The 23,811-nt window shown below is 73.8% G+C and carries 2 protein-coding genes; both read left to right on the top strand.

Annotated elements, in window-relative coordinates:
- Positions 1-97 precede the first annotated feature (97 nt).
- A complete protein-coding gene (locus ACQP1K_RS28055) occupies positions 98-9,367 on the top strand; it encodes an SDR family NAD(P)-dependent oxidoreductase (RefSeq protein WP_433498685.1) in 9,270 nt (3,089 codons plus the stop codon).
- Positions 9,364-23,778 (top strand): type I polyketide synthase, encoded by a 14,415-nt coding sequence (locus ACQP1K_RS28050; RefSeq protein ID WP_433498684.1) that lies wholly within the window; start codon positions 9,364-9,366, stop codon positions 23,776-23,778. The genes ACQP1K_RS28055 and ACQP1K_RS28050 overlap by 4 nt, the downstream gene beginning before the upstream one ends.
- Positions 23,779-23,811 lie beyond the last annotated feature (33 nt).

The following is a 23,811-nucleotide window of genomic DNA, read 5'->3' as shown; positions in this document are numbered from 1 at the left end:
TCAAGCACTAAATGTGTTTAGGATGGGTTGGGCTCTGCTGTGTCCTGGTTTCGGGGGAATTCGTGCGCGGTATTTTGCCTGTCGGGAGTCTTCCCTGGTGAATGAATGGGCGGGGCGAGACGTGATCGCGGTGGTGGGCATGTCCTGCCGCTTCCCCGGGGCTTCGGACGTGAACGCGTTCTGGGAGCTGTTGCGTGACGGCGTCGACGCGGTCACGGACGTCCCAGCGGAACGTTGGGAGGCCGAGCCGGGGTTCGCCGCGTTACCGGAGGAGGCCCGCCGCGGCGGGTTCCTCGAACACGTCGACAGGTTCGACGCCGGCTTCTTCGGCATCTCGGCGCGGCAGGCGGCGACCATGGATCCGCGCCAACGACTGCTGCTGGAACTGAGCTGGGAGGCGCTGGAGGACGCGCGGGTGCCGCCCGACCGTCTCAGGGGCGGCGGCGCCGGAGTCTTCGTCGGCGCGATCTGGGACGACTACGCCGCGCTGGCCCACCGGTACGAGGCCGCCACCGGCTCGCCGTACGCGATGACCGGCCTGCACCGCGGCATGCTCGCCAACCGGATCTCCTACGTCTTCGGGCTGCGCGGGCCGAGTCTCGTCGTGGACACGGCCCAGTCGTCCGCCCTGGTCGCCGTGCACTTCGCGGTCGAGAGCCTGCTGCGCGGAGAGTGCGACATCGCGCTGGCCGGTGGGGCGAACCTGGTGCTCGCCCCGGAGAGCGCGGCCACCTCCGCGGCCTTCGGCGGGCTGTCGCCGAGCGGCCGCTGCGCCGCCTTCGACGCCTCCGCCGACGGGTACGTGCGCGGCGAGGGTGGCGGTCTGGTCGTGCTCAAACCGCTGGCGCGGGCACTGTCGGACGGCGACCGGATCCACTGCGTGATCCTCGGCGGCGCCGTCAACAACGACGGCGGCGGGGAGACGCTCACCACCCCCGACCGGGACGCGCAGGAGGACGTCATCCGGCGGGCGCACGCTTCGGCGCGGGTGCGGCCCGCCGACGTGCAGTACGTCGAACTGCACGGCAGCGGCACCTTCGTCGGCGACCCCGTCGAGGCCGCCGCGCTCGGCGCGGTGTTCGCCGGCAGAGGCGGGCACCGGGTGCGCGTCGGCTCGGTCAAGACCAACATCGGGCATCTGGAGGGCGCCGGGGGCATCGCCGGACTGCTGAAGACCGCGCTGTGCCTCCGGCACCGGCGGCTCGTGCCCAGCCTGCATTTCCGGGACGCCGGGCCGCGCATCCCGCTGGACGAGTTCGGGCTCCGGGTGCAGACCGAGACCGGGCCGTGGCTGGACGAGGACCGGCCGCTGGTCGCCGGAGTGAGCTCCTTCGGCATGGGCGGGACGAACTGCCATCTCGTGCTCGCCGAGCCGCCCGCATCTGTGGATGCCACCCCCGTGGACGATGCGCCTGTGGCGGCCGGGCCGATCGTGCGGCCGGCGGCGACGCCGTGGCCGGTGTCGGCACGGAGCCGGGCGGCGCTGCGCGGACAGGCGGACCGGCTGCTCGCCCATCTGCCCGGCCACCGTGACCTGGACGTGGGATTCTCGCTCGCCACCACCCGCTCGGCCCTCGACCATCGCGCGGTGCTCCTCGCCCCCGACCGCGCCGGATATGAGCGTGGGCTCGCCGCCCTCGCGGCGGGACTGCCCGCGCCCGGCCTGGTGGAGGGGGTCGCGAGCGGCGGCGAGGTCGCCTTCGTGTTCCCCGGGCAGGGCTCGCAGTGGGCGGGGATGGCCCTTCCGCTGCTGGCCGCCTCCCCGGTCTTCCGCGACCTGATGACCGGCTGCGCCGAGGCACTCGACCCCTACCTGGATCGGCCGCTGCTGGACGCGCTGGGCGATCCGACCGCACTGGAGCGGGTGGACATCGTGCAGCCCGCGCTGTTCGCTGTGATGGTCGCGCTGGCCGGGCTGTGGCGCTCCTATGGGGTGGAGCCGAGCGTCGTGACCGGGCACAGCCAGGGAGAGGTCGCCGCCGCCCACATCGCGGGCGCGCTCACCCTGCCGGACGCCGCCCGCGTCATCGCCCTGCGCAGCCGGGCGCTCGTGGCGCTGGCCGGCCGGGGCGCCATGGCCTCGGTGGCGCTCCCGGTCCGGGAGGTCGAGGCCCGGCTGCCCGCGTTCAAGGGTTTGGCCGTCGCCGCCGTCAACGGGCCGAACGCGGTCGTCGTCTCCGGTGAACCCGACGCTGTGGCCGCCTTCGTGGCGGCGTGCGATGCCGACGGAGTGCGGGTGCGCCGGGTCGCCGTCGACTACGCCTCGCACTCCCCGCAGGTCGAGGCCGTACGCACCGATCTGCTCGACGCCCTCGGCTCGATCCGGCCGGGCCCGGCCCGCGTGCCGTTCCACTCCGCCGTCACCGCGGGACCGCTGTCCGGCGAGGAGCTGACGGCCGGCTACTGGTATCGCAACCTCCGGCAGGAGGTTCGCTTCGAGCGGACCGTGCGCGGCATCGGGGCCGACGTGCTGGTCGAGGTCAGCCCCCACCCCGTGCTCACCGGCGCGCTGCAGGACACCGTGCCGGAGTCGGCCGTGCTCGGCACGCTGCGCCGGGACGAGGGCGGCATGGACCGCTTCCTCCTCTCGCTCGCGGAGGCGTACGTGGCGGGAGCGGCGGTCGACTGGGCGCGCTGCTTCACCGGCACCGGGGCGCGGGCGGTCGACCTGCCGACGTACGCCTTCCAGCGGGAGCGGCACTGGCTCGAACCGGGGCGGCGCCGGGAGCCGGGCCTCGCGACCGGGCCCGTCGAGCGGGCCGGTACGGCCGTGCCGGACGCCGCGGCGCCGACTCCACCGCAGGACGCGGCCGAGGTGGTGCGGGCGCACGTGGCGGCCGTGCTCGGGCACCACGAGCCCGCGTTGGAGCCCATGGACATGGACCGGGCCTTCAAGGAGCTGGGGTTCGACTCGCCGATGACGGTCGACCTGCGCAACCGGCTGGTCGCGTCGACCGGCGTTCGGCTGGGCAACTCCGCGCTGTTCGATCACCCGACGCCCGCCGCCCTCGCCGCGCACCTCGCCACGCACTTCGCCGCGCATCGGGGCACTGCGGCCGATCAGGCGGCGGGATCGCGCCGGGAACGCGTGCAGGCGAGCACGCGCGGTGAGCTCCGGGAACACGCCCAGGCGAGCACGCGCGGTGAGACGGCCGCGCCCGGCGAGCCGATCGCGATCGTGGGCATGGCCTGCCGCCTTCCGGGCGGCGTGACCAGCCCGGACGAGCTGTGGAAGCTGGTGAGCGACGGGCGCGACGCGACCTCGGAGTTCCCCGGCGACCGAGGGTGGGACCTGGCCGGCCTGTTCGACCCCGATCCCGATCGCCCGGGCGCCTCCTACACGCGGCGCGGCGGCTTCCTGCACGACGCCGGGGCGTTCGACGCCGGCCTGTTCGGCATCTCACCGCGTGAGGCGCTGGCGATGGACCCGCAGCAGCGGCTGCTGCTCGAACTCGCGTGGGAGTCCTTCGAACGCGCCGGCGTCGACCCGAGATCGTTGGGCGGCAGCCGTACCGGCGTTTTCGTCGGCGCCATGGCCACCGACTACGGCCCCCGACTGCACGAGGCGACCGGGAGCCTCGCGGGCTACGGCCTCACCGGCACCGCCGGCTCCGTCGTCTCCGGCCGGATCGCGTACGCCTTCGGACTGGAGGGCGTCGCGCTCACCGTGGACACGGCGTGCTCCTCGTCGCTGGTCGCGATCCACCTCGCCGTGCGCGCGCTGCGCCAGGGAGAGTGCGCGCTCGCGCTCGCCGGCGGCGCGACCGTCATGTCCACGCCCGGGATGTTCGTGGAGTTCAGCAGGCAGCGGGGGCTCGCGCCGGACGGCCGGTGCAAGCCGTTCTCCGCGGCGGCCGACGGCACCGCCTGGGCGGAGGGCGCCGGCATGCTCGTGCTGGAACGGCTCTCCGACGCCCGCCGTCACGGGCACCGGGTGCTGGCGGTGATCAGGGGCACGGCGGTCAACTCCGACGGCGCGTCCAACGGGCTGACCGCGCCCAGCGGGCTGTCCCAGCGGCGGGTGATCGGCCAGGCTCTCGCCGACGCCCGGCTGCGGCCCGCCGACCTCGACGCCGTCGAGGCGCACGGCACCGGGACCGCGCTCGGCGACCCGATCGAGGCCGAGGCGCTGATCGCGGCGTACGGCCAGGACCGGGACCGGCCGCTCTGGGTCGGCTCGCTCAAGTCGAACGTCGGGCATGCCCAGGCCGCCGCCGGGGTGGCCGGAGTCATCAAGATGGTGCTCGCCATGCGGCACGGCGAGCTGCCGCGCACCCTGCACGCGGACGTGCCGACGCCGCATGTGGACTGGTCCGCCGGCGCGGTCGAGCTGCTCACCGAGGCGCGCCCGTGGCCGCGGGCCGGCGCGCCGCGCAGGGCGGCGGTCTCCTCGTTCGGCATCAGCGGCACCAATGCCCATCTGATCCTGGAACAGGCCGACGAGCCGGAATCCACGCGGGAGACCCCGGCGGGACCGGTGCCGTGGGTGCTGTCGGCGCCGGGGGACGCTGCGCTGCGCGAGCAGGCGGCGCGGCTGCTGACCGTCGCCGACCACCCCCGGCCCGCCGATGTGGGCCGCACACTCGGCACTGCGCGTGCCGCCTTCGGTCACCGGGCCGCCGTGGTCGCCGCCACCCCGGAGGAGCGTCGCGACGCCCTGCGCGCGCTGGCGGCGGGCGGCGAATCGTCCCGTCTGTTCCGCTGTGCCGTACCGTCCGGCGGGCTCGCGTACCTGTTCACCGGCCAGGGCGCGCAGAGACCCGGCATGGGCCGGGAACTGTACGAGACGTTCCCCGCGTTCGCGCGGGCGATCGAGGCCGTGTGGGCCGGGCTGGACGGCCTGCTGGACCGCCCGCTGCGCGAGGTGATGTTCGCCGAGCCCGGCACGCCCGGCGCCGCCTCGCTCGACCAGACCGTGTACACCCAGGCGGCCCTGTTCGCGCTGGAGGTGGCGGAGTTCCGGCTGCTGGAGTCGTGGGGGATGCGGCCCGCAGCGCTTGCCGGGCACTCGATCGGCGAGCTGGCCGCGGCGCACGTCGCCGGGGTGCTCGACCTCGCCGACGCCTGCCGCCTGGTCGCCGCACGCGGGCGGCTCATGCAGGCGCTGCCGGCCGGTGGGGCGATGGTGGCCGTGGCGGCGGGCGAGAAGGAGATCGCGGCGCTGCTCTCCGACGGTGTGGCGCTCGCCGCCGTCAACGGCCCAGAGGCCGTGGTGATCTCCGGCGACGAGCCGGGCGTACTCGCCGTGGCCGCGCACTTCGCCGCGCTGGGCCGCCGGACCCGGCGGCTGCGCGTCAGCCACGCCTTCCACTCACCCCTGATGGAGGGCATGCTCGCCGACTTCCACACGACGGCCGAGGAACTCGCGTACGCGCGGCCGCGCATCCCGATCGTGTCCACCGTCACGGGCGGCGAAGCCGGCTTCGACGACCCGGCGTACTGGGTGCGGCAGGTGCGCGAGCCGGTCCGGTTCGCCGCAGCGGTGCGGCGGCTGTACGACGACGGCGCGCGCACCTTCGTCGAGCTGGGCCCCGACGGAGTCCTGGCCGCGCTCGGCCCCGCCGGCGCGGGCGATGACGCGACGTTCCTGCCGATGCTGCGTGCGCAGCGGCCTGAGACCGAGACCGTCGCCGCCGCCGTGGCGCACGCCCACACCCGCGGCGCCGCCGTCGACTGGGACGCCTACTTCGCGGGCGCCCGGCTCACCGAACTGCCGACGTACCCCTTTCAGCGGCGGCGCTACTGGCTCGCGCCCGGAGGCGCCGAAGCCGCCCACCCCTTCCTCGGCGAGCCCGTCCCCGCCGCCGCCACCGGGGAGACGCTGTTCACCGGGAAGCCGTCCCGGCGGACCCACCCGTGGCTCGCCGATCACGTCATCGGCGGCACGGTGCTGCTGCCGGGCGCCGCTCTGCTGGAGATGGCGTTGTACGCCGGCGGCAGGCTCGGCTGCCCGGATGTGGCCGAGCTGACCCTGGAGGCGCCGCTCCCGCTGCCCGAGGACGGCGACGTCACGCTCCAGCTCGCCGTCGGCCCGGCCGACGACACCGGCCGGCGTCCGCTCGCGTGCTACGCACGGCACGGTGACGCCGGCGACTGGACCAGGCACGCCACCGGCACCCTGGCCCCCGCCGAAGGCCCGCACGCGGACGGCACGCACCCGGCCGAGACCGAGGTCCGTACGGTCGCCGGGGAGGCGGACGCCTTCGACGCGGCGGAGGCGTACCGCGGGCTCGCCGCGCGCGGATACGGCTACGGCCCGGCCTTCCGCGGCCTGCGCTCGGCCGCCCTGGACGGCGAGGCCGTAGATGCGGAGGCGGCGCTGCCCGACGGGCTGCCCGCGTCCGGCTTCGGCCTGCACCCGGCTCTGCTGGACGCCGCCCTGCACGGAGCGGTGCTGCACGCGTCGATCCCGCATGGGGCGGCCGTGACGGCCGCCGGGGCGGAGGACGCCGCCGGTGTCCCGGCGGTGCCGTTCACCTTCGAGCGTGTCTCCCTGCACAGGACCGGCGCGCGCGAGCTGCGGGTGCGGATCACACCGACCGGCGCGGGGGCCGTCTCGATCGCGCTGGCCGACGAGCACGGCCGCCCCGTGGGCGTCATCGGCTCCCTCGTGCTGCGCGCCGCCTCGGCGCGGAACGCACCGCCGGACGCCCTGTTCACGGTGGAATGGACGCGGGTGCCCGCCCCGGCGGGAGACCTCCCGGCCCCTCGCGTCGAGCGTGTGCCGTACACGGAGGGTGTGCCGGACGCCGCCGCCGTACACGCGGTCGCCCGGCACGGCCTGGCACTGGTGCGCGCGGCGGTGTCGGACGACGGCGGCGACGACCGGCCGCTGGTGCTGGTCACCCGTGGCGCGGTCGCCGTCGACGACGACGAGGACCTGGCGGACCCGGCCGCGGCCACCGTGTGGGGCCTGGCGCGTTCCGCGCAGACCGAGCACCCCGGGCGCGTCGTGCTGGTGGACACCGACGGGCATGAGGCGTCCGAGCGCGCGCTCGCCGCGGCCGTGGCCACCGGCGAGCCCCAGCTCGCGCTGCGCGCGGGGGCGGTACACGTGCCGAGACTCGTCCGCCCCGATCGCACCGGTGCGAGCCGCAGCCTGCGCCCGCCCGGCGGCGCCGCGCACTGGCGGCTCGCGCGGGACGGGAGCGGCACGCTGGAGGGACTGTCCCTCGCCCCCGATCCGGAGGCCGACGCCCCGCTCGCCCCCGGCCAGGTGCGGATCGGCGTCCGCGCCGCCGGGGTCAACTTCCGCGACGTGATGCTCGCCCTGGGCCTCTATCCCGAAGACCCCGGCGGTCCCGGCGGCGCCCTCGGCCTGGAAGGTGCCGGGGTCGTGACCGCTGTCGGTCCCGGCGTCGACGCCTACGCGCCCGGCGACCGGGTCATGGGCGTCTTCTCCCATGCCTTCGCCACCACGGCGGTGACCGACGAGCGCATGATCGTACGCGTCCCGGACGGGTGGTCGTACGCACGCGCGGGCACCACCCCCATCGCGTTCCTCACCGCCTACCACGCCCTGGTGGAGCTGGCCGGGCTGCGCGCCGGCGAGAGCGTGCTGATCCACTCGGCGGCCGGCGGCGTCGGCATGGCCGCGGTCCAGATCGCCCGGCACATCGGCGCCGAGGTGTACGCCACGGCGAGCCCCGGCAAATGGGACACGGTGCGTGCCCTCGGCGTCCCCGGCTCGCACCTGGCCTCCTCCCGCACGGCCGAGTTCGAACGGCGCTTCGGCGTCGCGAGCATGGACGTGGTGCTCAACTCGCTGGCCGGCGAGCTGGTGGACGCATCGCTGCGGCTGCTCCGTCCCGGGGGCCGGTTCGTGGAGATGGGCAAGACCGACCTGCGCGACCCCGCCGGGCATCCGCGGCTGAGCTACAGGGCGTTCGACCTGCTCGACCTCGAACCCGGGCACATCGGCCGCCTGCTCCGTGACGTGATGGCACTGTTCGAGCGGGGCGCGCTGACCCCGCTGCCCGTCGCCGCCTGGGAGCTGCGCCGGGCCCGGGACGCGTTCCGGCACATGAGCCAGGCCCGGCACACGGGCAAGGTCGCGCTCGTGACGCCCGCGCGGCCCGGTCCGGGCGACGTGGTCCTCATCAGCGGCGGCACCGGCGCACTCGGCCGCGCCCTCGCCCGGCACCTGGTCACCCGCCACGGCGTGCGCCGGGTGATCCTGGCCGGTCGGCGCGTGACCGGGCCGGACATGCGGGTGGCGTCTTCGGAGGCGCCCGATGCCGAGGTCACGGCGGCGGCCTGCGACGTCGCCGATCCGGCCGCGCTCGCGGCGCTCCTGGCCGGGCAGCGGCCGACCGTCGTCGTTCACGCAGCGGGCGTGCTTGACGACGCCACGATCACCCGGCTCACCCCGGAACGTCTGGACGACGTGCTCCGGCCCAAGGTCGACGGCGCGCTCAACCTGCACCGGGCGACCGACGATCTGTCCGCGTTCGTGCTGTACTCCTCGGCGATGGCCACGCTCGGCGGAGCCGGCCAGGCGGCGTACGCGGCCGCCAACGCCTTCATCGAGGCCCTGGCCCGCCACCGCCGGGCACGCGGCCTCGCGGCGACGGCACTGGCCTGGGGGCCCTGGACCGAGGGCATGACCACCACGCTCACCGTCGCCGACCGCTCCCGGATGGCGCGCACGGGCCTGTCCCCGTTGTCCACGGCCGAGGGGCTCGGCCTGTTCGACCACGCCGTCGCCCTGGACGAGCCGGTCGCCGTGCCCGCCCGTTTCGACCTCGCCGCCGTGCGTGCGCTCGGCGCGGACGCGGCGCCGATCTTCCGTGCCCTGGCGCCCGTCGCCGTACGGACGCCGGACTCGCGGGCGGACTCGCCGCTGGCCGAGCGGCTGGCCGCGCTCGACGCCGACGCCCGGGTCCGTACGGTCCTGGACCTGATCGGCGCCCAGGCCGCGATCGTGCTGGGGCACGAGGGGGCGGGGGCGATCGACGCCGACGCGCCGTTCAAGGAGCTGGGCTTCGACTCGCTCACCTCCGTGGAGCTGCGCAACCGGCTCGGCGGCGTCACCGGCCTGCGCCTGCCCGCAGCCCTGCTGTTCAACCACCCGACGCCCGCGGCCCTGGCCCGGCACCTGATCGCCGAGCTGACGCCTGACGCGCCCCACCCGGGCGACACCCTGCTCGCCGAACTGGACCGCCTGGCCGTCGCCCTGGCCGATTCGCCGACGGACGCGGTCCTGCGCGCCGATGTCGCCGCCCGCATCAAGAGCCTGTCGGCTCAGGTGGCGGCCTGGCCCGAGGCGTCGCCTGCGGACGACGGGGAAGACGCCGAGGTCGCCGGACGGCTCCAGACGGCCTCGGTGGCAGAACTGCTCAGTTTTATCGACGAGGAACTCGGATGAACACCGGCATTTCAGGTTCGGGGGACGGGCGGATGGCGGACAACGAGCAGGTCGTCGAGTATCTGAGACGGGTGACCGTCGAGCTGCACGAGGCCCGCAAGCGGCTGCGTGAGCTGGAGGACCGCGACCGGGAGCCGATCGCGATCGTGGGGATGGCGTGCCGGTATCCGGGTGGGGTGTCGTCGCCTGAGGGGTTGTGGGAGCTGGTCGTGTCGGGGCGGGACGCGATCGGGGAGTTTCCGCGTGACCGGGGCTGGGATGTGGAGGGTCTCTTCGATCCCGATCCGGATCGGGTGGGGAAGAGTTATGTGCGGGTGGGGGGGTTCCTGGAGGATGCGGCGGGGTTCGACGCCGGATTTTTCGGGATTTCGCCGCGTGAGGCGTTGGCGATGGATCCGCAGCAGCGGTTGCTGTTGGAGACGTCGTGGGAGGCGCTTGAGCGGTCGGGCATCGACCCGACGTCGGTTCGCGGCAGCCGTACGGGTGTCTTCGTCGGCGCCATCGCGCAGGACTACGCCGCACCGCTCTACTCCGCGCCGGAGGGATTCGAAGGGCATCTGCTGACCGGCACGACGGCGAGCGTGGTGTCCGGCCGGGTGGCCTATGCCCTGGGCCTGGAGGGGCCCGCCGTGACCGTGGACACGGCGTGTTCTTCGTCGCTGGTCGCGCTGCACCAGGCGGTGGGTGCGCTGCGCGCCGGCGAGTGCTCGATGGCGCTGGTCGGCGGCGTCACGGTGATGCCCAACCCCGGCATGTTCATCGAGTTCAGCAGGCAGCGGGGGCTGGCGCCCGATGGGCGGTGCAAGTCGTTCGCCGCTTCGGCGGATGGTACGGCCTGGGCCGAGGGCGTGGGCGTGCTGGTGGTGGAGCGGTTGTCGGACGCGCGTCGTCACGGGCATCGGGTGCTCGCGGTGGTGCGGGGCAGTGCGGTGAACCAGGACGGTGCGTCGAATGGGCTGACGGCGCCGAACGGTCCGTCGCAGGAGCGGGTGATCGGTCAGGCGCTGGCGAACGCCGGGCTGTCGCCGGTGGACGTGGATGTGGTGGAGGCGCACGGCACGGGGACCACGCTGGGCGACCCGATCGAGGCCGAGGCCCTGATCAGTGTGTACGGCCGGAACCGGGAGCATCCGCTGCTGCTGGGGTCGCTCAAGTCGAACATCGGGCACAGTCAGGCGGCCGCTGGAGTCGGCGGCGTCATCAAGATGGTGGAGGCGATGCGGCGCGGGGTGGCGCCGAAGACGTTGCATGTGGATGCGCCGTCGCCGCATGTGGACTGGTCGTCGGGGTCGGTGGAGTTGCTGACCGAGGCGCGGGAATGGCCGGAGACCGGCCGTCCGCGCCGGGCCGCCGTCTCGTCGTTCGGCATCAGTGGGACCAATGCGCATGTGGTGATCGAGCAGGCGCCCGCCGAGCTCGATCTCGAGTCCGGGCCGGAGTCCGAGCCCGGGTCCGGTTCTGAGGGTGGGCCGGTGCCGGGTGTGGTGCCGGTGGTGGTGTCGGCGCGTGGTGAGGGTGCGTTGCGTGCGTTGGCCGCGGGTGTGGTGCCGGTGGCTGAGGAGCGTGGCGTGGCTTCGGTGGCGGCGGGGCTGGCCGGTCGGGCCGTGTTCGAGCACCGTGCCGTGGTGGTGGACGGTGTGGCGGGGTTGCGGGCGCTGGCCGATGGGCGTGAGTCGCCGGGTTTGGTGCGGGGGGTCGCCTCCCAGGTGGCGCGTCCGGTGTTGGTGTTTCCGGGTCAGGGGTCGCAGTGGGCGGGGATGGGTGCTCGGCTTCTTGCGGAGTGTCCGGTGTTCGCCGAGCGGGTGGGGGAGTGTGCTCGGGAGCTTGGCCGGTTTGTGGATGTCGATGTGGTGGGGGTGTTGCGGTCGGGGGTGGTGCCGGAGCGGGCCGAGGTGGTTCAGCCGGTGTTGTGGTCGGTGATGGTGGGTTTGGCCGAGGTGTGGCGGTGGCTGGGGGTGGAGCCTGCCGCGGTGATCGGGCATTCGCAGGGGGAGATCGCGGCTGCGGTGGTGGCGGGGGCGTTGTCGCTGGCTGATGGTGCGGCGGTGGTGGCGTTGCGTAGCCGGGCGTTGGGGGTGTTGTCGGGGTCGGGGGCGATGGCGTCGATCGCCGCCCCCGCCGAGCGGGTCGAAGATCTCCTCAGCCGTTATGCCGGGGTGGAGATCGCGGTGGTGAACGGTCCGGCCGCGACGGTGGTCTCGGGTCCGGTGGATGCGGTCGAGGCTTTGGTGGCGGCGTGTCAGGCACGTGACGTACGGGCGCGGCGGATTCCCGTCGATTACGCCTCGCATTGTGCGTTGGTGGAGCCGATCGAGGAGCAGGTGCGGGCGATCGGGGTGGTTCCGCGGTCGGCGGGGGTGCCGTTCTACTCCACGGTGACGGGTGGTGTGGTGGACACGGCCACTTTGGATGGTGGGTATTGGTATGCGAATCTGCGGGGGCGGGTGCGGTTCGCTGAGGCGGTGGCGGCCGCGCGGGCGGCGGGGCATCGGGTGTTCATCGAGGTCAGTCCGCATCCGGTGCTGACGATGTCGATTGCGGACATCGAGGGTGCGGTGGCGGTGGGGACGTTGCACCGTGATCGGGGTGGCCTGGAGCGGGTGTTGCTGTCGGCGGGTGAGGCGTTCGTCGCGGGCGTGCCCGTCACCTGGCCGGAGATCGACGCGACCCCGGCCGAACTGCCGACCTACCCCTTCCAACACCAGCGCTACTGGCTGGAGACCACTGCGGCGACGGGCGAACTCGATCCCGACGAGACGCGGTTCTGGCATGCGGTCGAACACGAGGACCTGCCGGCCCTGCGCGAGAGCCTGGGCCTCGACGATGACACCGCTCTGCGTGAAGCGCTGCCCGCCCTGGCCACCTGGCGCAGGGGACGCCGGGCCAGGTCCACGGTGGACGCCTGGCGATACAAGATCTCTTGGCAGGAGACGCCCGAACCCGCCGACACCCCGGTGCTGACCGGCACCTGGCTGGTCGTCGTACCGGAGGAGGAGGGCGGCGGAGAGCCGACCGCCTTCGTCGTGGACATGCTGAGGCGGCACGGGGCGACGCCCGTGGTGACTCCCCTGTCCGAATGGGAGCGGCCGGAGGCGGCGGAGGAGATCGGCGGTGTGGTGTCCCTGCTCGACGCCGGGGACACGCTCACGCTGCTGCCGGCGCTCGACGAAGCGGGAACGGACGCCCCGCTGTGGCTGGTCACCAGGGGCGCCGTCGCCGTCGGCGCCGAGACGGTGCGCGCTCCGGCCGAGGCCGCCGTGTGGGGGCTGGGCCGGGTGATCGGGCTGGAGCGACCCGCCCGCTGGGGCGGCATGGTGGACCTGCCGGAGAGCCTGGACGCCGTGGCGGGGTCTCGCCTCGCCGCCGTGCTCGCGGGGACCTCCGGCGAAGACCAGCTCGCGATCCGGCCGGATGGGATCCTGGCCCGCAGGCTCGTGCACGCATCTCTTGACGGTGTTTCTCCCGCCCGCGCCTGGCTCCCGGAGGGGACCGTCCTGGTCGTCGGCGCCTCTCCCCGTCGCGCCCACGTGATCAGGTGGCTGGGCGACCTGGGCGCCGCCCACATCCGCACGCTCGACGACGCCGCCGACCGCGGCGCGCTGGCCGAGCTGCTGCGTACCGTACCCGCCGAGCACCCGCTCACCGCGATCGTCCACGTCGGCGGCGTGACCGGTGACCGTCCCCTCGATTCCCTCACCGCGGCCGACCTCGCCGCACCCGGCCGGGACATCGCCGCCGAGGTCGAGGCCCTGGACGAGGCGACCCGCGAGCTCGACCTGACCGCGTTCGTGCTCTTCTCCTCTCTCGCCGGGACGCTGGGCGTACCCGAGCAGGGGAGCGTCGCGCCCGCACACGCGCGCCTCGAGGCGATCGCCGAACGCCGCCGCGCCGAGGGCCGCCCGGCCACCGTCGTGCACTGGGGTCCGTGGACCGGAGAGAACGACGAGGTCAGGCGGAGGCACGGCCTGCGCGAGCTGGATCCCGACCTGGCTCTGCTCGCGCTGCGCCAGGCGCTCGACCATGACGAGACCGCCGTCGTCGTCGCGGACATCGACTGGAACAGGCTCGTCGTCGCCTTCACAGCGGCGCGTTCCAGTCCGCTGATCACCGCCCTGCCGGAGGTGCGCCGGGCACTGGAGGCCGCGGAGGCTCAGCTCGCCGAGGCGCGTACGGGCGCCTCCGCACTGGCGGCCCGGCTGACCGGGATGTCCGCCGGCGAGCAGGAACGCGCCGTGGCCGACATCGTGCGCATGCACGTCGCCGCCGTACTGAACCACGAGTCCGCCGATGCCGTGGCGATCGACCAGTCGTTCAAGAACCTCGGGTTCGACTCGCTGCTGGCCGTACAGCTGCGCAACCGGCTAGCCGCCGCCACGGGCGTACGCCTGCCGGCCACGATCGTCTTCGACTACCCCACCCCGGCCGGGCTCGCCGCGTACCTGCGGGACCAGGTGCTCGGGAGGCGGAAGGAGACAGCGCCCGCCACGGTCGCGCCCACCGCCGATGATCCGATCGCGATCGTGGGGATGGCGTGCCGGTTCCCGGGTGGGGTGTCGTCGCCTGAGGGGTTGTGGGAGCTGGTCGTGTCGGGGCGGGACGCGATCGGGGAGTTTCCGCGTGACCGGGGCTGGGATGTGGAGGGTCTGTACGACCCCGATCCGGACAGGGACGGCAAGAGCTACGTCCGGCACGGCGGCTTCCTGTACGACGCGGCGGGGTTCGACGCCGGATTTTTCGGGATTTCGCCGCGTGAGGCGTTGGCGATGGATCCGCAGCAGCGGTTGCTGTTGGAGACGTCGTGGGAGGCGCTTGAGCGGTCGGGCATCGACCCGACGTCGGTTCGCGGCAGCCGTACCGGCGTCTTCGTCGGCCTGAGCTACCAGGACTACCTGACCCGGCTCGCCGAACCCCCCGCCGGATATGACGGTCACCTGCTGACCGGCACGACGGCGAGTGTCGCATCCGGCCGGGTGGCCTACACCCTCGGGTTCGAGGGACCGGCCGTGACGGTGGACACGGCGTGTTCTTCGTCGCTGGTGGCCCTGCACCTGGCGGCGCAGGCGCTGCGCTCGGGCGAGTGCTCGCTGGCGCTGGCCGGCGGCATCGCCGTGATGTCCACCCCGGACATGTTCCGATTCTTCAGCCGCCAGCGAGGTCTGTCTCCGGACGGGCGCTGCCGGTCCTTCGCGGCCGGGGCCAACGGCTTCGGCGCGGCCGAGGGCGTGGGCGTGCTGGTGGTGGAGCGGTTGTCGGATGCGCGTCGTCACGGGCATCGGGTGCTCGCGGTGGTGCGGGGCAGTGCGGTGAATCAGGACGGTGCGTCGAACGGTTTGACGGCGCCGAACGGTCCGTCGCAGGTGCGGGTGATCGGGCAGGCGCTGGCGAACGCGGGGCTGTCGCCGGTGGACGTGGATGTGGTGGAGGCGCACGGCACGGGGACGACGCTGGGCGATCCGATCGAGGCGCAGGCGCTGCTGGCGACCTATGGGCGGGAGCGGGAGCGTCCGCTGCTGCTGGGGTCGATCAAGTCGAACATCGGGCATACGCAGGCGGCCGCGGGTGTGGCCGGTGTGATCAAGATGGTGGAGGCGATGCGGCGCGGGGTGGCGCCGAAGACGTTGCATGTGGATGCGCCGTCGCCGCATGTGGACTGGTCGTCGGGTGCGCTGGAGTTGCTGACCGAGGCGCGTGAGTGGCCGGAGACCGGCCGTCCGCGTCGGGCCGCCGTCTCCTCCTTCGGGATGAGCGGCACCAATGCCCACGTCGTGCTGGAGGGAGTGGTCGAGGAAGCGGCGGCGTCCCCGGCCTCGACGGCCACGGCCCCCGTGACGCCCGAGCCGGTGCCGGTGGTGGTGTCGGCGCGTGGTGAGGGTGCGTTGCGTGCGTTGGCCGCGGGTGTGGTGCCGGTGGCTGAGGAGCGTGGCGTGGCTTCGGTGGCGGCGGGGCTGGCCGGTCGGGCCGTGTTCGAGCATCGTGCTGTGATCACCGATGGTCTGGCGGGGTTGCGGGCGCTGGCCGATGGGCGTGAGTCGCCGGGTTTGGTGCGGGGGGTCGCCTCCCAGGTGGCGCGTCCGGTGTTGGTGTTTCCGGGTCAGGGGTCGCAGTGGGCGGGGATGGGTGCTCGGCTTCTTGCGGAGTGTCCGGTGTTCGCTGAGCGGGTGGGGGAGTGTGCTCGGGAGCTTGGCCGGTTTGTGGATGTCGATGTGGTGGGGGTGTTGCGGTCGGGGGTGGTGCCGGAGCGGGCCGAGGTGGTTCAGCCGGTGTTGTGGTCGGTGATGGTGGGTTTGGCCGAGGTGTGGCGGTGGCTGGGGGTGGAGCCTGCCGCGGTGATCGGGCATTCGCAGGGGGAGATCGCGGCTGCGGTGGTGGCGGGGGCGTTGTCGCTGGCTGATGGTGCGGCGGTGGTGGCGTTGCGTAGCCGGGCGTTGGGGGTGTTGTCGGGGTCGGGGGCGATGGCGTCGATCGCCGCCCCCGCCGAGCGGGTCGAAGATCTCCTCAGCCGTTATGCCGGGGTGGAGATCGCGGTGGTGAACGGTCCGGCCGCGACGGTGGTCTCGGGTCCGGTGGATGCGGTCGAGGCTCTGGTGGCGGACTGTCAGGCACGTGACGTACGGGCGCGGCGGATTCCCGTCGATTACGCCTCGCATTGTGCGTTGGTGGAGCCGATCGAGGAGCAGGTTCGGGCGATCGGGGTGGTTCCGCGGTCGGCGGGGGTGCCGTTCTACTCCACGGTGACGGGTGGTGTGGTGGACACGGCCACGCTGGATGGTGGGTATTGGTATGCGAATCTGCGGGGGCGGGTGCGGTTCGCTGAGGCGGTGGCGGCCGCGCGGGCGGCGGGGCATCGGGTGTTCATCGAGGTCAGTCCGCATCCGGTGCTGACGATGTCGATTGCGGACATCGAGGATGCGGTGGCGGTGGGGACGTTGCACCGCGACCGGGGTGGCCTGGAGCGGGTGTTGCTGTCGGCGGGTGAGGCGTTCGTCGCGGGCGTGCCCGTCACCTGGCCGGAGATCGACGCGACCCCGGCCGAGCTGCCGACCTACCCCTTCCAGCACCAGCGCTACTGGCTGGACGCGCCGTCGCCGCGTACGGACGCACGGCACCTCGGCCTCACCCCCGGCGGGCATCCGTTCCTCGGCGCCGCCCTGGACGCCGCCGAGGGCGGCGGGTCGATCAGGACCGGGCGGATCTCCCTGGAGACGCACCCCTGGCTGGCGGATCACGCGGTGTGGGGCCGCACGCTGGTGCCCGGAACGGCGTTCGTCGAACTGGCGCTGCAGGCCGGTGGCGAGGTCGAGGAGCTCACCGTTCAGGAGCCGATGACGCTGCCGGACCACGGCGGTGTGCACCTCCAGCTGAGTGTGGGGCCGGAGGACGAGGCGGGACGGCGCACGGTGAGCGTCCATTCGCGGCCGGAGGACGCCGAGCCCGGCACGCCGTGGACCTGCCACGTCACCGGCGTGCTCGGCGACGGCGGCACGGACTCGGACACGGCGGACGACCGCACGGCCGACGACCTCACGGCGTGGCCGCCACCGGGGGCGCTGCCCGTGGACGTCGACGGCCACTACGACGATCTGGCCGGGCAGGGCTACGACTACGGCCCCTCCTTCCAGGGCCTGCGGGCCGCGTGGCGCTCAGGCGACGCGGTGTACGCCGAGGTCGGCCTGCCCGCCGAGCTGGACGGCGATGCCGACGGTTACGCCGTACACCCCGCGCTGCTCGACGCCGCGCTGCACGCCGTCGGGCTGGGGACGCTCGTTCCGGCCCCGGGTGCCGGCGAGGTGCTGCTGCCCTTCGCCTGGAGCGGCGTCCGCCGCCGCGGCACGGGCGCGTCGTCGCTGCGAGTGCTGCTGCGGCCGGGGGCCGACGGCGGCGTACGGCTCCTGGCCGCCGACGACCAGGGGCGTACGGTCATCTCTGCGGACGCCATCGCGGTCCGGCCGGTGTCAGAACGGCGGCTCGCCGGTGCCCGTACGACGCTCGCCGGAGCGCTGTTCCAGATCGAGTGGACGCCGCTTCCCGACGGACCGTACGAGGAGGGCGCGGGCGAGAACACGGCGGACGTGACGCTCGCCGTCTGCCCCGAGACGGCCGATGCCGGGGAGGCGGCCCGGTGGGCACTCGATCTCGTACGCGGTCGGCTGGCCGAGGACGGCCCCGGCGATCCGCGCGTGCCCCTGGTCGTGGTCACCCGGTGCGCCGTCGCCACCGGAACGCCGGGCGAGGAGGTCGATGTCGCTCAGGCGTCGGTCTGGGGGCTGCTCCGCTCGGCCCAGTCCGAGCATCCGGGCCGGTTCGTGCTGCTGGACTGTGATGATTTGTCGAGCCTCGCCGTCCCGTCCGGCGGCCACTCGCCCGAGACGGTCGTACGGGCCCTCGCGACGGGCGAACCGCAGCTCGCGATGAGGAACGGCCGGCTGCACGCGCCCCGGCTGGTCCGCTCGGCCGCGCCCGCCGCACCGGGTGGTGCCGCGTTCGAACCGGGCGCCGCACTCCCGTCAGGTGCCGTGTTCGAGCCCGATGGCACCGTACTGATCACCGGCGGTACGGGCACCCTGGGCGGGGAGGTGGCCCGGCACCTCGTGCGCACGCACGGCGTACGGCGACTGCTGCTCGTGAGCCGCAGCGGCCCGGCCGCTCCCGGGGCCGACGAACTGGTCGCGGAACTCACCGAGGCAGGCGCCGTCGTAACGGTGGTCGCATGCGATGTGACGGACCGGGACGCGCTCGCGGCCCTGCTCGAAAGCCTGCCGGACGACCGGCCCCTGACCGGGGTGGTGCACACCGCCGCCGTGCTGGACGACGCGGTGATCGAGTCGCTGCGGCCGGAACGTCTCGACGCCGTGCTGCAGCCCAAGGCGCAGGCCGCCGTGCACCTGCACGAGCTCACCCGGGACCGGGAGCTGTCGGCGTTCGTGCTGTTCTCATCCCTGTCCGGCATCCTGGGCGCCCCCGGACAGGCCAACTACGCCGCGGCCAACGCCGTCCTCGACGCGCTCGCGGCGTTCCGCCGCTCCAGCGGGCTGCCCGCGCTGTCGCTCGCCTGGGGCGCATGGGCACAGCGGAGCGCGCTCACCGGGGAGCTCGGGGAGACGGAGACCGGATGGTGGCGTGACGTCGGCGTCGGCGCCGTTTCCACAGAGGAGGGCCTCGCCCTGCTCGACGCCGCCATGCGGGTGGACGCGGCGGTGGTCGTGCCCGCGCGGATCGATGCGCGACGTCTGGCCGACCCCGTCCCGCCGCTGCTGCGCGGCCTGGCCCGGCGTACGGCACGGCGGCCCGCTGACACGACGCTGCGGCGCAGGCTCGCCGGCCGGACCGACGCCGAGCGCGTGCGCGTGCTGCTCGATCTGGTACGTGAGCAGGTCGCGGCCGTCCTCGGTCACACGGGCGCTGGGGCGGTCGAGACCGGCCGCGCGTTCAAGGACCTCGGGTTCGACTCGCTGCTGGCCGTGCAGCTGCGCAACCGGCTGGCCGCCGCCACGGGCGTACGCCTGCCGGCGACGCTGGTGTTCGACCACCCGACGCCCGAGGCGGTCGCGCGCCGCCTGGACGAGGAACTGTCCGGGAGCGTACGTGCGCGGTCGGCCCCGGCGGCGTCGGCCGCCGCTGCTGGTGCTGTCGATGACGACCCGATCGTGATCGTGGGGATGGCGTGCCGGTATCCGGGTGGGGTGTCGTCGCCTGAGGGGTTGTGGGAGCTGGTCGTGTCGGGGCGGGACGCGATCGGGGAGTTTCCGCGTGACCGGGGTTGGGATGTGGAGGGTCTCTTCGATCCCGATCCGGATCGGGTGGGGAAGAGTTATGTGCGGGTGGGGGGGTTCCTGGAGGATGCGGCGGGGTTCGACGCCGGATTTTTCGGGATTTCGCCGCGTGAGGCGTTGGCGATGGATCCGCAGCAGCGGTTGCTGTTGGAGACGTCGTGGGAGGCGCTTGAGCGGTCGGGCATCGACCCGCTCGCGCTGCGCGGCACCGACACCGGCGTCTTCGCCGGCGTCATGTACCACGACTACCTGACCGACACCGGACGGCTCGACGGCGACCTCGAAGGCTATGTCCTGTCCGGCAACTCGGGCAGCGTCGCCACCGGCCGGGTGGCCTACACCCTCGGGTTCGAGGGACCGGCCGTGACCGTGGACACGGCCTGCTCCACCTCCCTGGTCGCGCTGCACCTGGCGGCGCAGGCGCTGCGCTCGGGCGAGTGCTCGCTCGCCCTGGCGGGTGGAGTGACCGTGATGCCCACCGCCATGCCGTTCGTGGAGTTCAGCAGGCAGCGGGGGCTGGCGCCCGATGGGCGGTGCAAGTCGTTCGCCGCTTCGGCGGATGGTACGGCCTGGGCCGAGGGCGCGGGTGTGCTGGTGGTGGAGCGGTTGTCGGATGCGCGTCGTCATGGGCATCGGGTGCTCGCGGTGGTGCGGGGCAGTGCGGTGAATCAGGACGGTGCGTCGAACGGGTTGACGGCGCCGAACGGTCCGTCGCAGGTGCGGGTGATCGGGCAGGCGCTGGCGAACGCGGGGCTGTCGCCGGTGGACGTGGATGTGGTGGAGGCGCACGGCACGGGGACGACGCTGGGTGATCCGATCGAGGCGCAGGCGTTGCTGGCGACCTATGGGCGGGGGCGGGAGCGTCCGCTGCTGCTGGGGTCGGTCAAGTCGAACATCGGGCATACGCAGGCGGCGGCGGGTGTGGCCGGTGTGATCAAGATGGTGGAGGCGATGCGGCGCGGGGTGGCGCCGAAGACGTTGCATGTGGATGCGCCGTCGCCGCATGTGGACTGGTCGTCGGGTGCGCTGGAGTTGCTGACCGAGGCGCGTGAGTGGCCGGAGACCGGTCGTCCGCGCCGGGCCGCCGTCTCCTCCTTCGGAGTGAGCGGCACCAATGCGCATGTGGTGATCGAGCAGGCCCCCGCGGAGTCCGAGTCCGGGTCCGGTTCTGAGGGTGGGCCGGTGCCGGGTGTGGTGCCGGTGGTGGTGTCGGCGCGTGGTGAGGGTGCGTTGCGTGCGTTGGCCGCGGGTGTGGTGCCGGTGGCTGAGGAGCGTGGGGTGGCTTCGGTGGCGGCGGGGCTGGCCTCGCGTGCGGTGTTCGAGCACCGTGCCGTGGTGGTGGACGGTGTGGCGGGGTTGCGGGCGCTGGCCGATGGGCGTGAGTCGCCGGGTTTGGTGCGGGGGGTCGCCTCCCAGGTGGCGCGTCCGGTGTTGGTGTTTCCGGGTCAGGGGTCGCAGTGGGCGGGGATGGGTGCTCGGCTTCTTGCGGAGTGTCCGGTGTTCGCCGAGCGGGTGGGGGAGTGTGCTCGGGAGCTTGGCCGGTTTGTGGATGTCGATGTGGTGGGGGTGTTGCGGTCGGGGGTGGTGCCGGAGCGGGCCGAGGTGGTTCAGCCGGTGTTGTGGTCGGTGATGGTGGGTTTGGCCGAGGTGTGGCGGTGGCTGGGGGTGGAGCCTGCCGCGGTGATCGGGCATTCGCAGGGGGAGATCGCGGCTGCGGTGGTGGCGGGGGCGTTGTCGCTGGCTGATGGTGCGGCGGTGGTGGCGTTGCGTAGCCGGGCGTTGGGGGTGTTGTCGGGGTCGGGGGCGATGGCGTCGATCGCCGCCCCCGCCGAGCGGGTCGAAGATCTCCTCAGCCGTTATGCCGGGGTGGAGATCGCGGTGGTGAACGGTCCGGCCGCGACGGTGGTCTCGGGTCCGGTGGATGCGGTCGAGGCTTTGGTGGCGGCGTGTCAGGCACGTGACGTACGGGCGCGGCGGATTCCCGTCGATTACGCCTCGCATTGTGCGTTGGTGGAGCCGATCGAGGAGCAGGTGCGGGCGATCGGGGTGGTTCCGCGGTCGGCGGGGGTGCCGTTCTACTCCACGGTGACGGGTGGTGTGGTGGACACGGCCACTTTGGATGGTGGGTATTGGTATGCGAATCTGCGGGGGCGGGTGCGGTTCGCTGAGGCGGTGGCGGCCGCGCGGGCGGCGGGGCATCGGGTGTTCATCGAGGTCAGTCCGCATCCGGTGCTGACGATGTCGATTGCGGACATCGAGGGTGCGGTGGCGGTGGGGACGTTGCACCGTGATCGGGGTGGCCTGGAGCGGGTGTTGCTGTCGGCGGGTGAGGCGTTCGTCGCGGGCGTGCCCGTCACCTGGCCGGAGATCGACGCGACCCCGGCCGAACTGCCGACGTACCCCTTCCAGCACGAGCGATACTGGATCGAGCAGCGGCGGAACACCCGGCAGGACCCGGTGGACGCCGAGTTCTGGGACGTCATCGAGAAGGGCGACCTCGACGGGTTCGCCCGGGCGCTGCGGCTGGACGGCGAGGCGCCGCTCCGCACCGTTCTGCCCGCCCTGGCCGATTGGCGCAGGACCCGCCGGGAGTGGTCGGCCGGCGACGCGCTGCGCTACACGATCTCCTGGGAGCCGGTCGCCGTGCCCGCCGCGCCCGTACCGGCCGGCCGGTGGCTGATCGTGGCGCCGGAGAGCCGTCTCCAGGACGACGTGGTCGCCGCGTGCGTGTCGGCGTTGAAGCGGCACGGGGCGATCCCGGAGACCGTGCCCGTCGATCCGGCCGCGCCCGACCGCGACGAGCTCGCCCACGCTCTCGCGTCCGAGCCCGCCGGTGTGCTGTCCCTGCTCGCGTTGGACGGGCGGCCGGGGCCGGAGGGAGTGCCCGGCGGGGTCGCCGCAACGCTGGCCCTGATCCAGACGATGGCGGCGGCCGATGCGCGGGTGCCGCTGTGGTCGGCCACCTTCGGAGCGGTGTCCGTGGGCGCGGAGGACCCGCTCCGGCGTCCGGTGGACGCGCAGATCTGGGGCCTCGGGCGGGTCGCGGCACTGGAGCACCCGGGTCTGTGGGGCGGGCTGGTGGACCTGCCGGAGAGCCTGGACGACGCCGCGTGCGCCCGACTGTGCGCGGTGCTCGCCGGGCTGGGCGGGCCCGCGGGATCGGGTGAGGAAGACCAGGTGGCGGTGCGCCCCCACGGGGTGTTCGTACGCCGTCTCGTCCGCGCCCCGCTCGGGGGCGTCAGGCCGTACGGCGAACCGCGCCTGCGCGGCACCGCCCTCCTGGTCGGCGGGACCGGCTCGCTCGCCCCCTATCTCGCCCGCTGGCTGGCCGAGCGTGGCAGCGAGCACATCGTCCTGGTCGGCCGCCGCGGTCCCGCGGCCCCGGGAGCCGAGGAACTGGTCCGGGAGATCGAAGGCCTCGGCGCGCGGGCCACGGCCGTCGCCTGCGACGTCGCCGACCGCGCGGCGGTGGCGGACCTGCTCGCGCGGCTGCGTGCCGAGGGCGAGATCGTGCGTACGGTCCTGCATGCCCCGACGGCGGCCCGGCTCGCGCCGCTCGCCGCCGCGACCGTCGGCGAGTTCGGCACGGCCATGGCGGCCAAGGTGCTCGGCGCCGACCACCTGGACGAGCTGCTCGATCCCGCCGAGCTCGACCACTTCGTCTGCTTCTCCTCGGTCGCCGGGGTCTGGGGCAGCGGCGACCACGGTGCCTACGCGGTGGCCAACGCCTACCTGGACGCGTTCGCCCAGCATCGCAGGGCACAGGGCAGGCCGGTGACGTCGGTGGCCTGGGGGGTGTGGAACAGCGAGCGGATGTCTCCCGAGGTGGACGAGGCGCACCTGCGCCGCCAGGGTCTCCCGTTCCTCGACCCCGACCGGGCCCTGACCGCTCTTGAGGCGATCATCGCCGGTGATGAGACGTTCGTGACCGTGGCCGACGTGGACTGGAAGATCTTCACGCCGGTCTTCGCCTCGGCCCGGCCCCGGCCGCTGCTGGCCGGGATCGAGGAGGCACGGGCCGCCATGGACGCCACGGGCGAGTCGCCCGAGTCGTCCGGGCGGTCCAGGCCGTCCCGGGGCTCCTCGTGGGCGGAGCGCCTCACCGGGCTGCCGCCCGCCGAACAGGAGGCCGCGCTGCTGGAACTCGTGACGGCACAGGTCGCGGCGGTGCTCGGACACGCCTCGCCGGACGCGGTCACGGCCGACCGGCCGTTCAAGGAGCTGGGCTTCGAGTCGTTGAGCGCGGTGGACCTGCGCAACCGGCTGGGCGCCGCCCTCGGCCTTCGGCTGCCGGTCACGCTGGTGTTCGACCACCCCAACCCGGCGGAGCTCGCCCGTCACCTCCGCGCCGAACTGGTCGGAGACGACGAGATCTCCGTACACGCGGAGCTGGACCGCATCGAGGCCGCCATAGCCGTGCTGTCGGCGGACGGGCCGGAACGCGCCCAGGTGCGGCGGCGGCTCGCGGCGCTGGCGGCGCGGCTCGGCGGCGACGGCCCTGCCGTACCCGCGGGGACACCCCTCGAGACACGTACGGAAGGCGTCGGCGAGTCCGCCCCCGAGGAGGACTACGACGACCTCGAGACCGCGTCAGATGAGGAGATCTTCGATCTCATCGATCGCGAGTTCGGGGCGCCCTGACCGGTCCGCCCCGGAGGACCCGGCCCGGGACAG

The sequence above is a fragment of the Sphaerimonospora sp. CA-214678 genome, assembly GCF_050942215.1.
Classification (GTDB): Bacteria; Actinomycetota; Actinomycetes; order Streptosporangiales; family Streptosporangiaceae; genus Sphaerimonospora.
The sequence above is the reverse complement of the archived record's forward strand: the minus strand, read 5'-3'. Positions and strand labels throughout refer to the sequence as shown.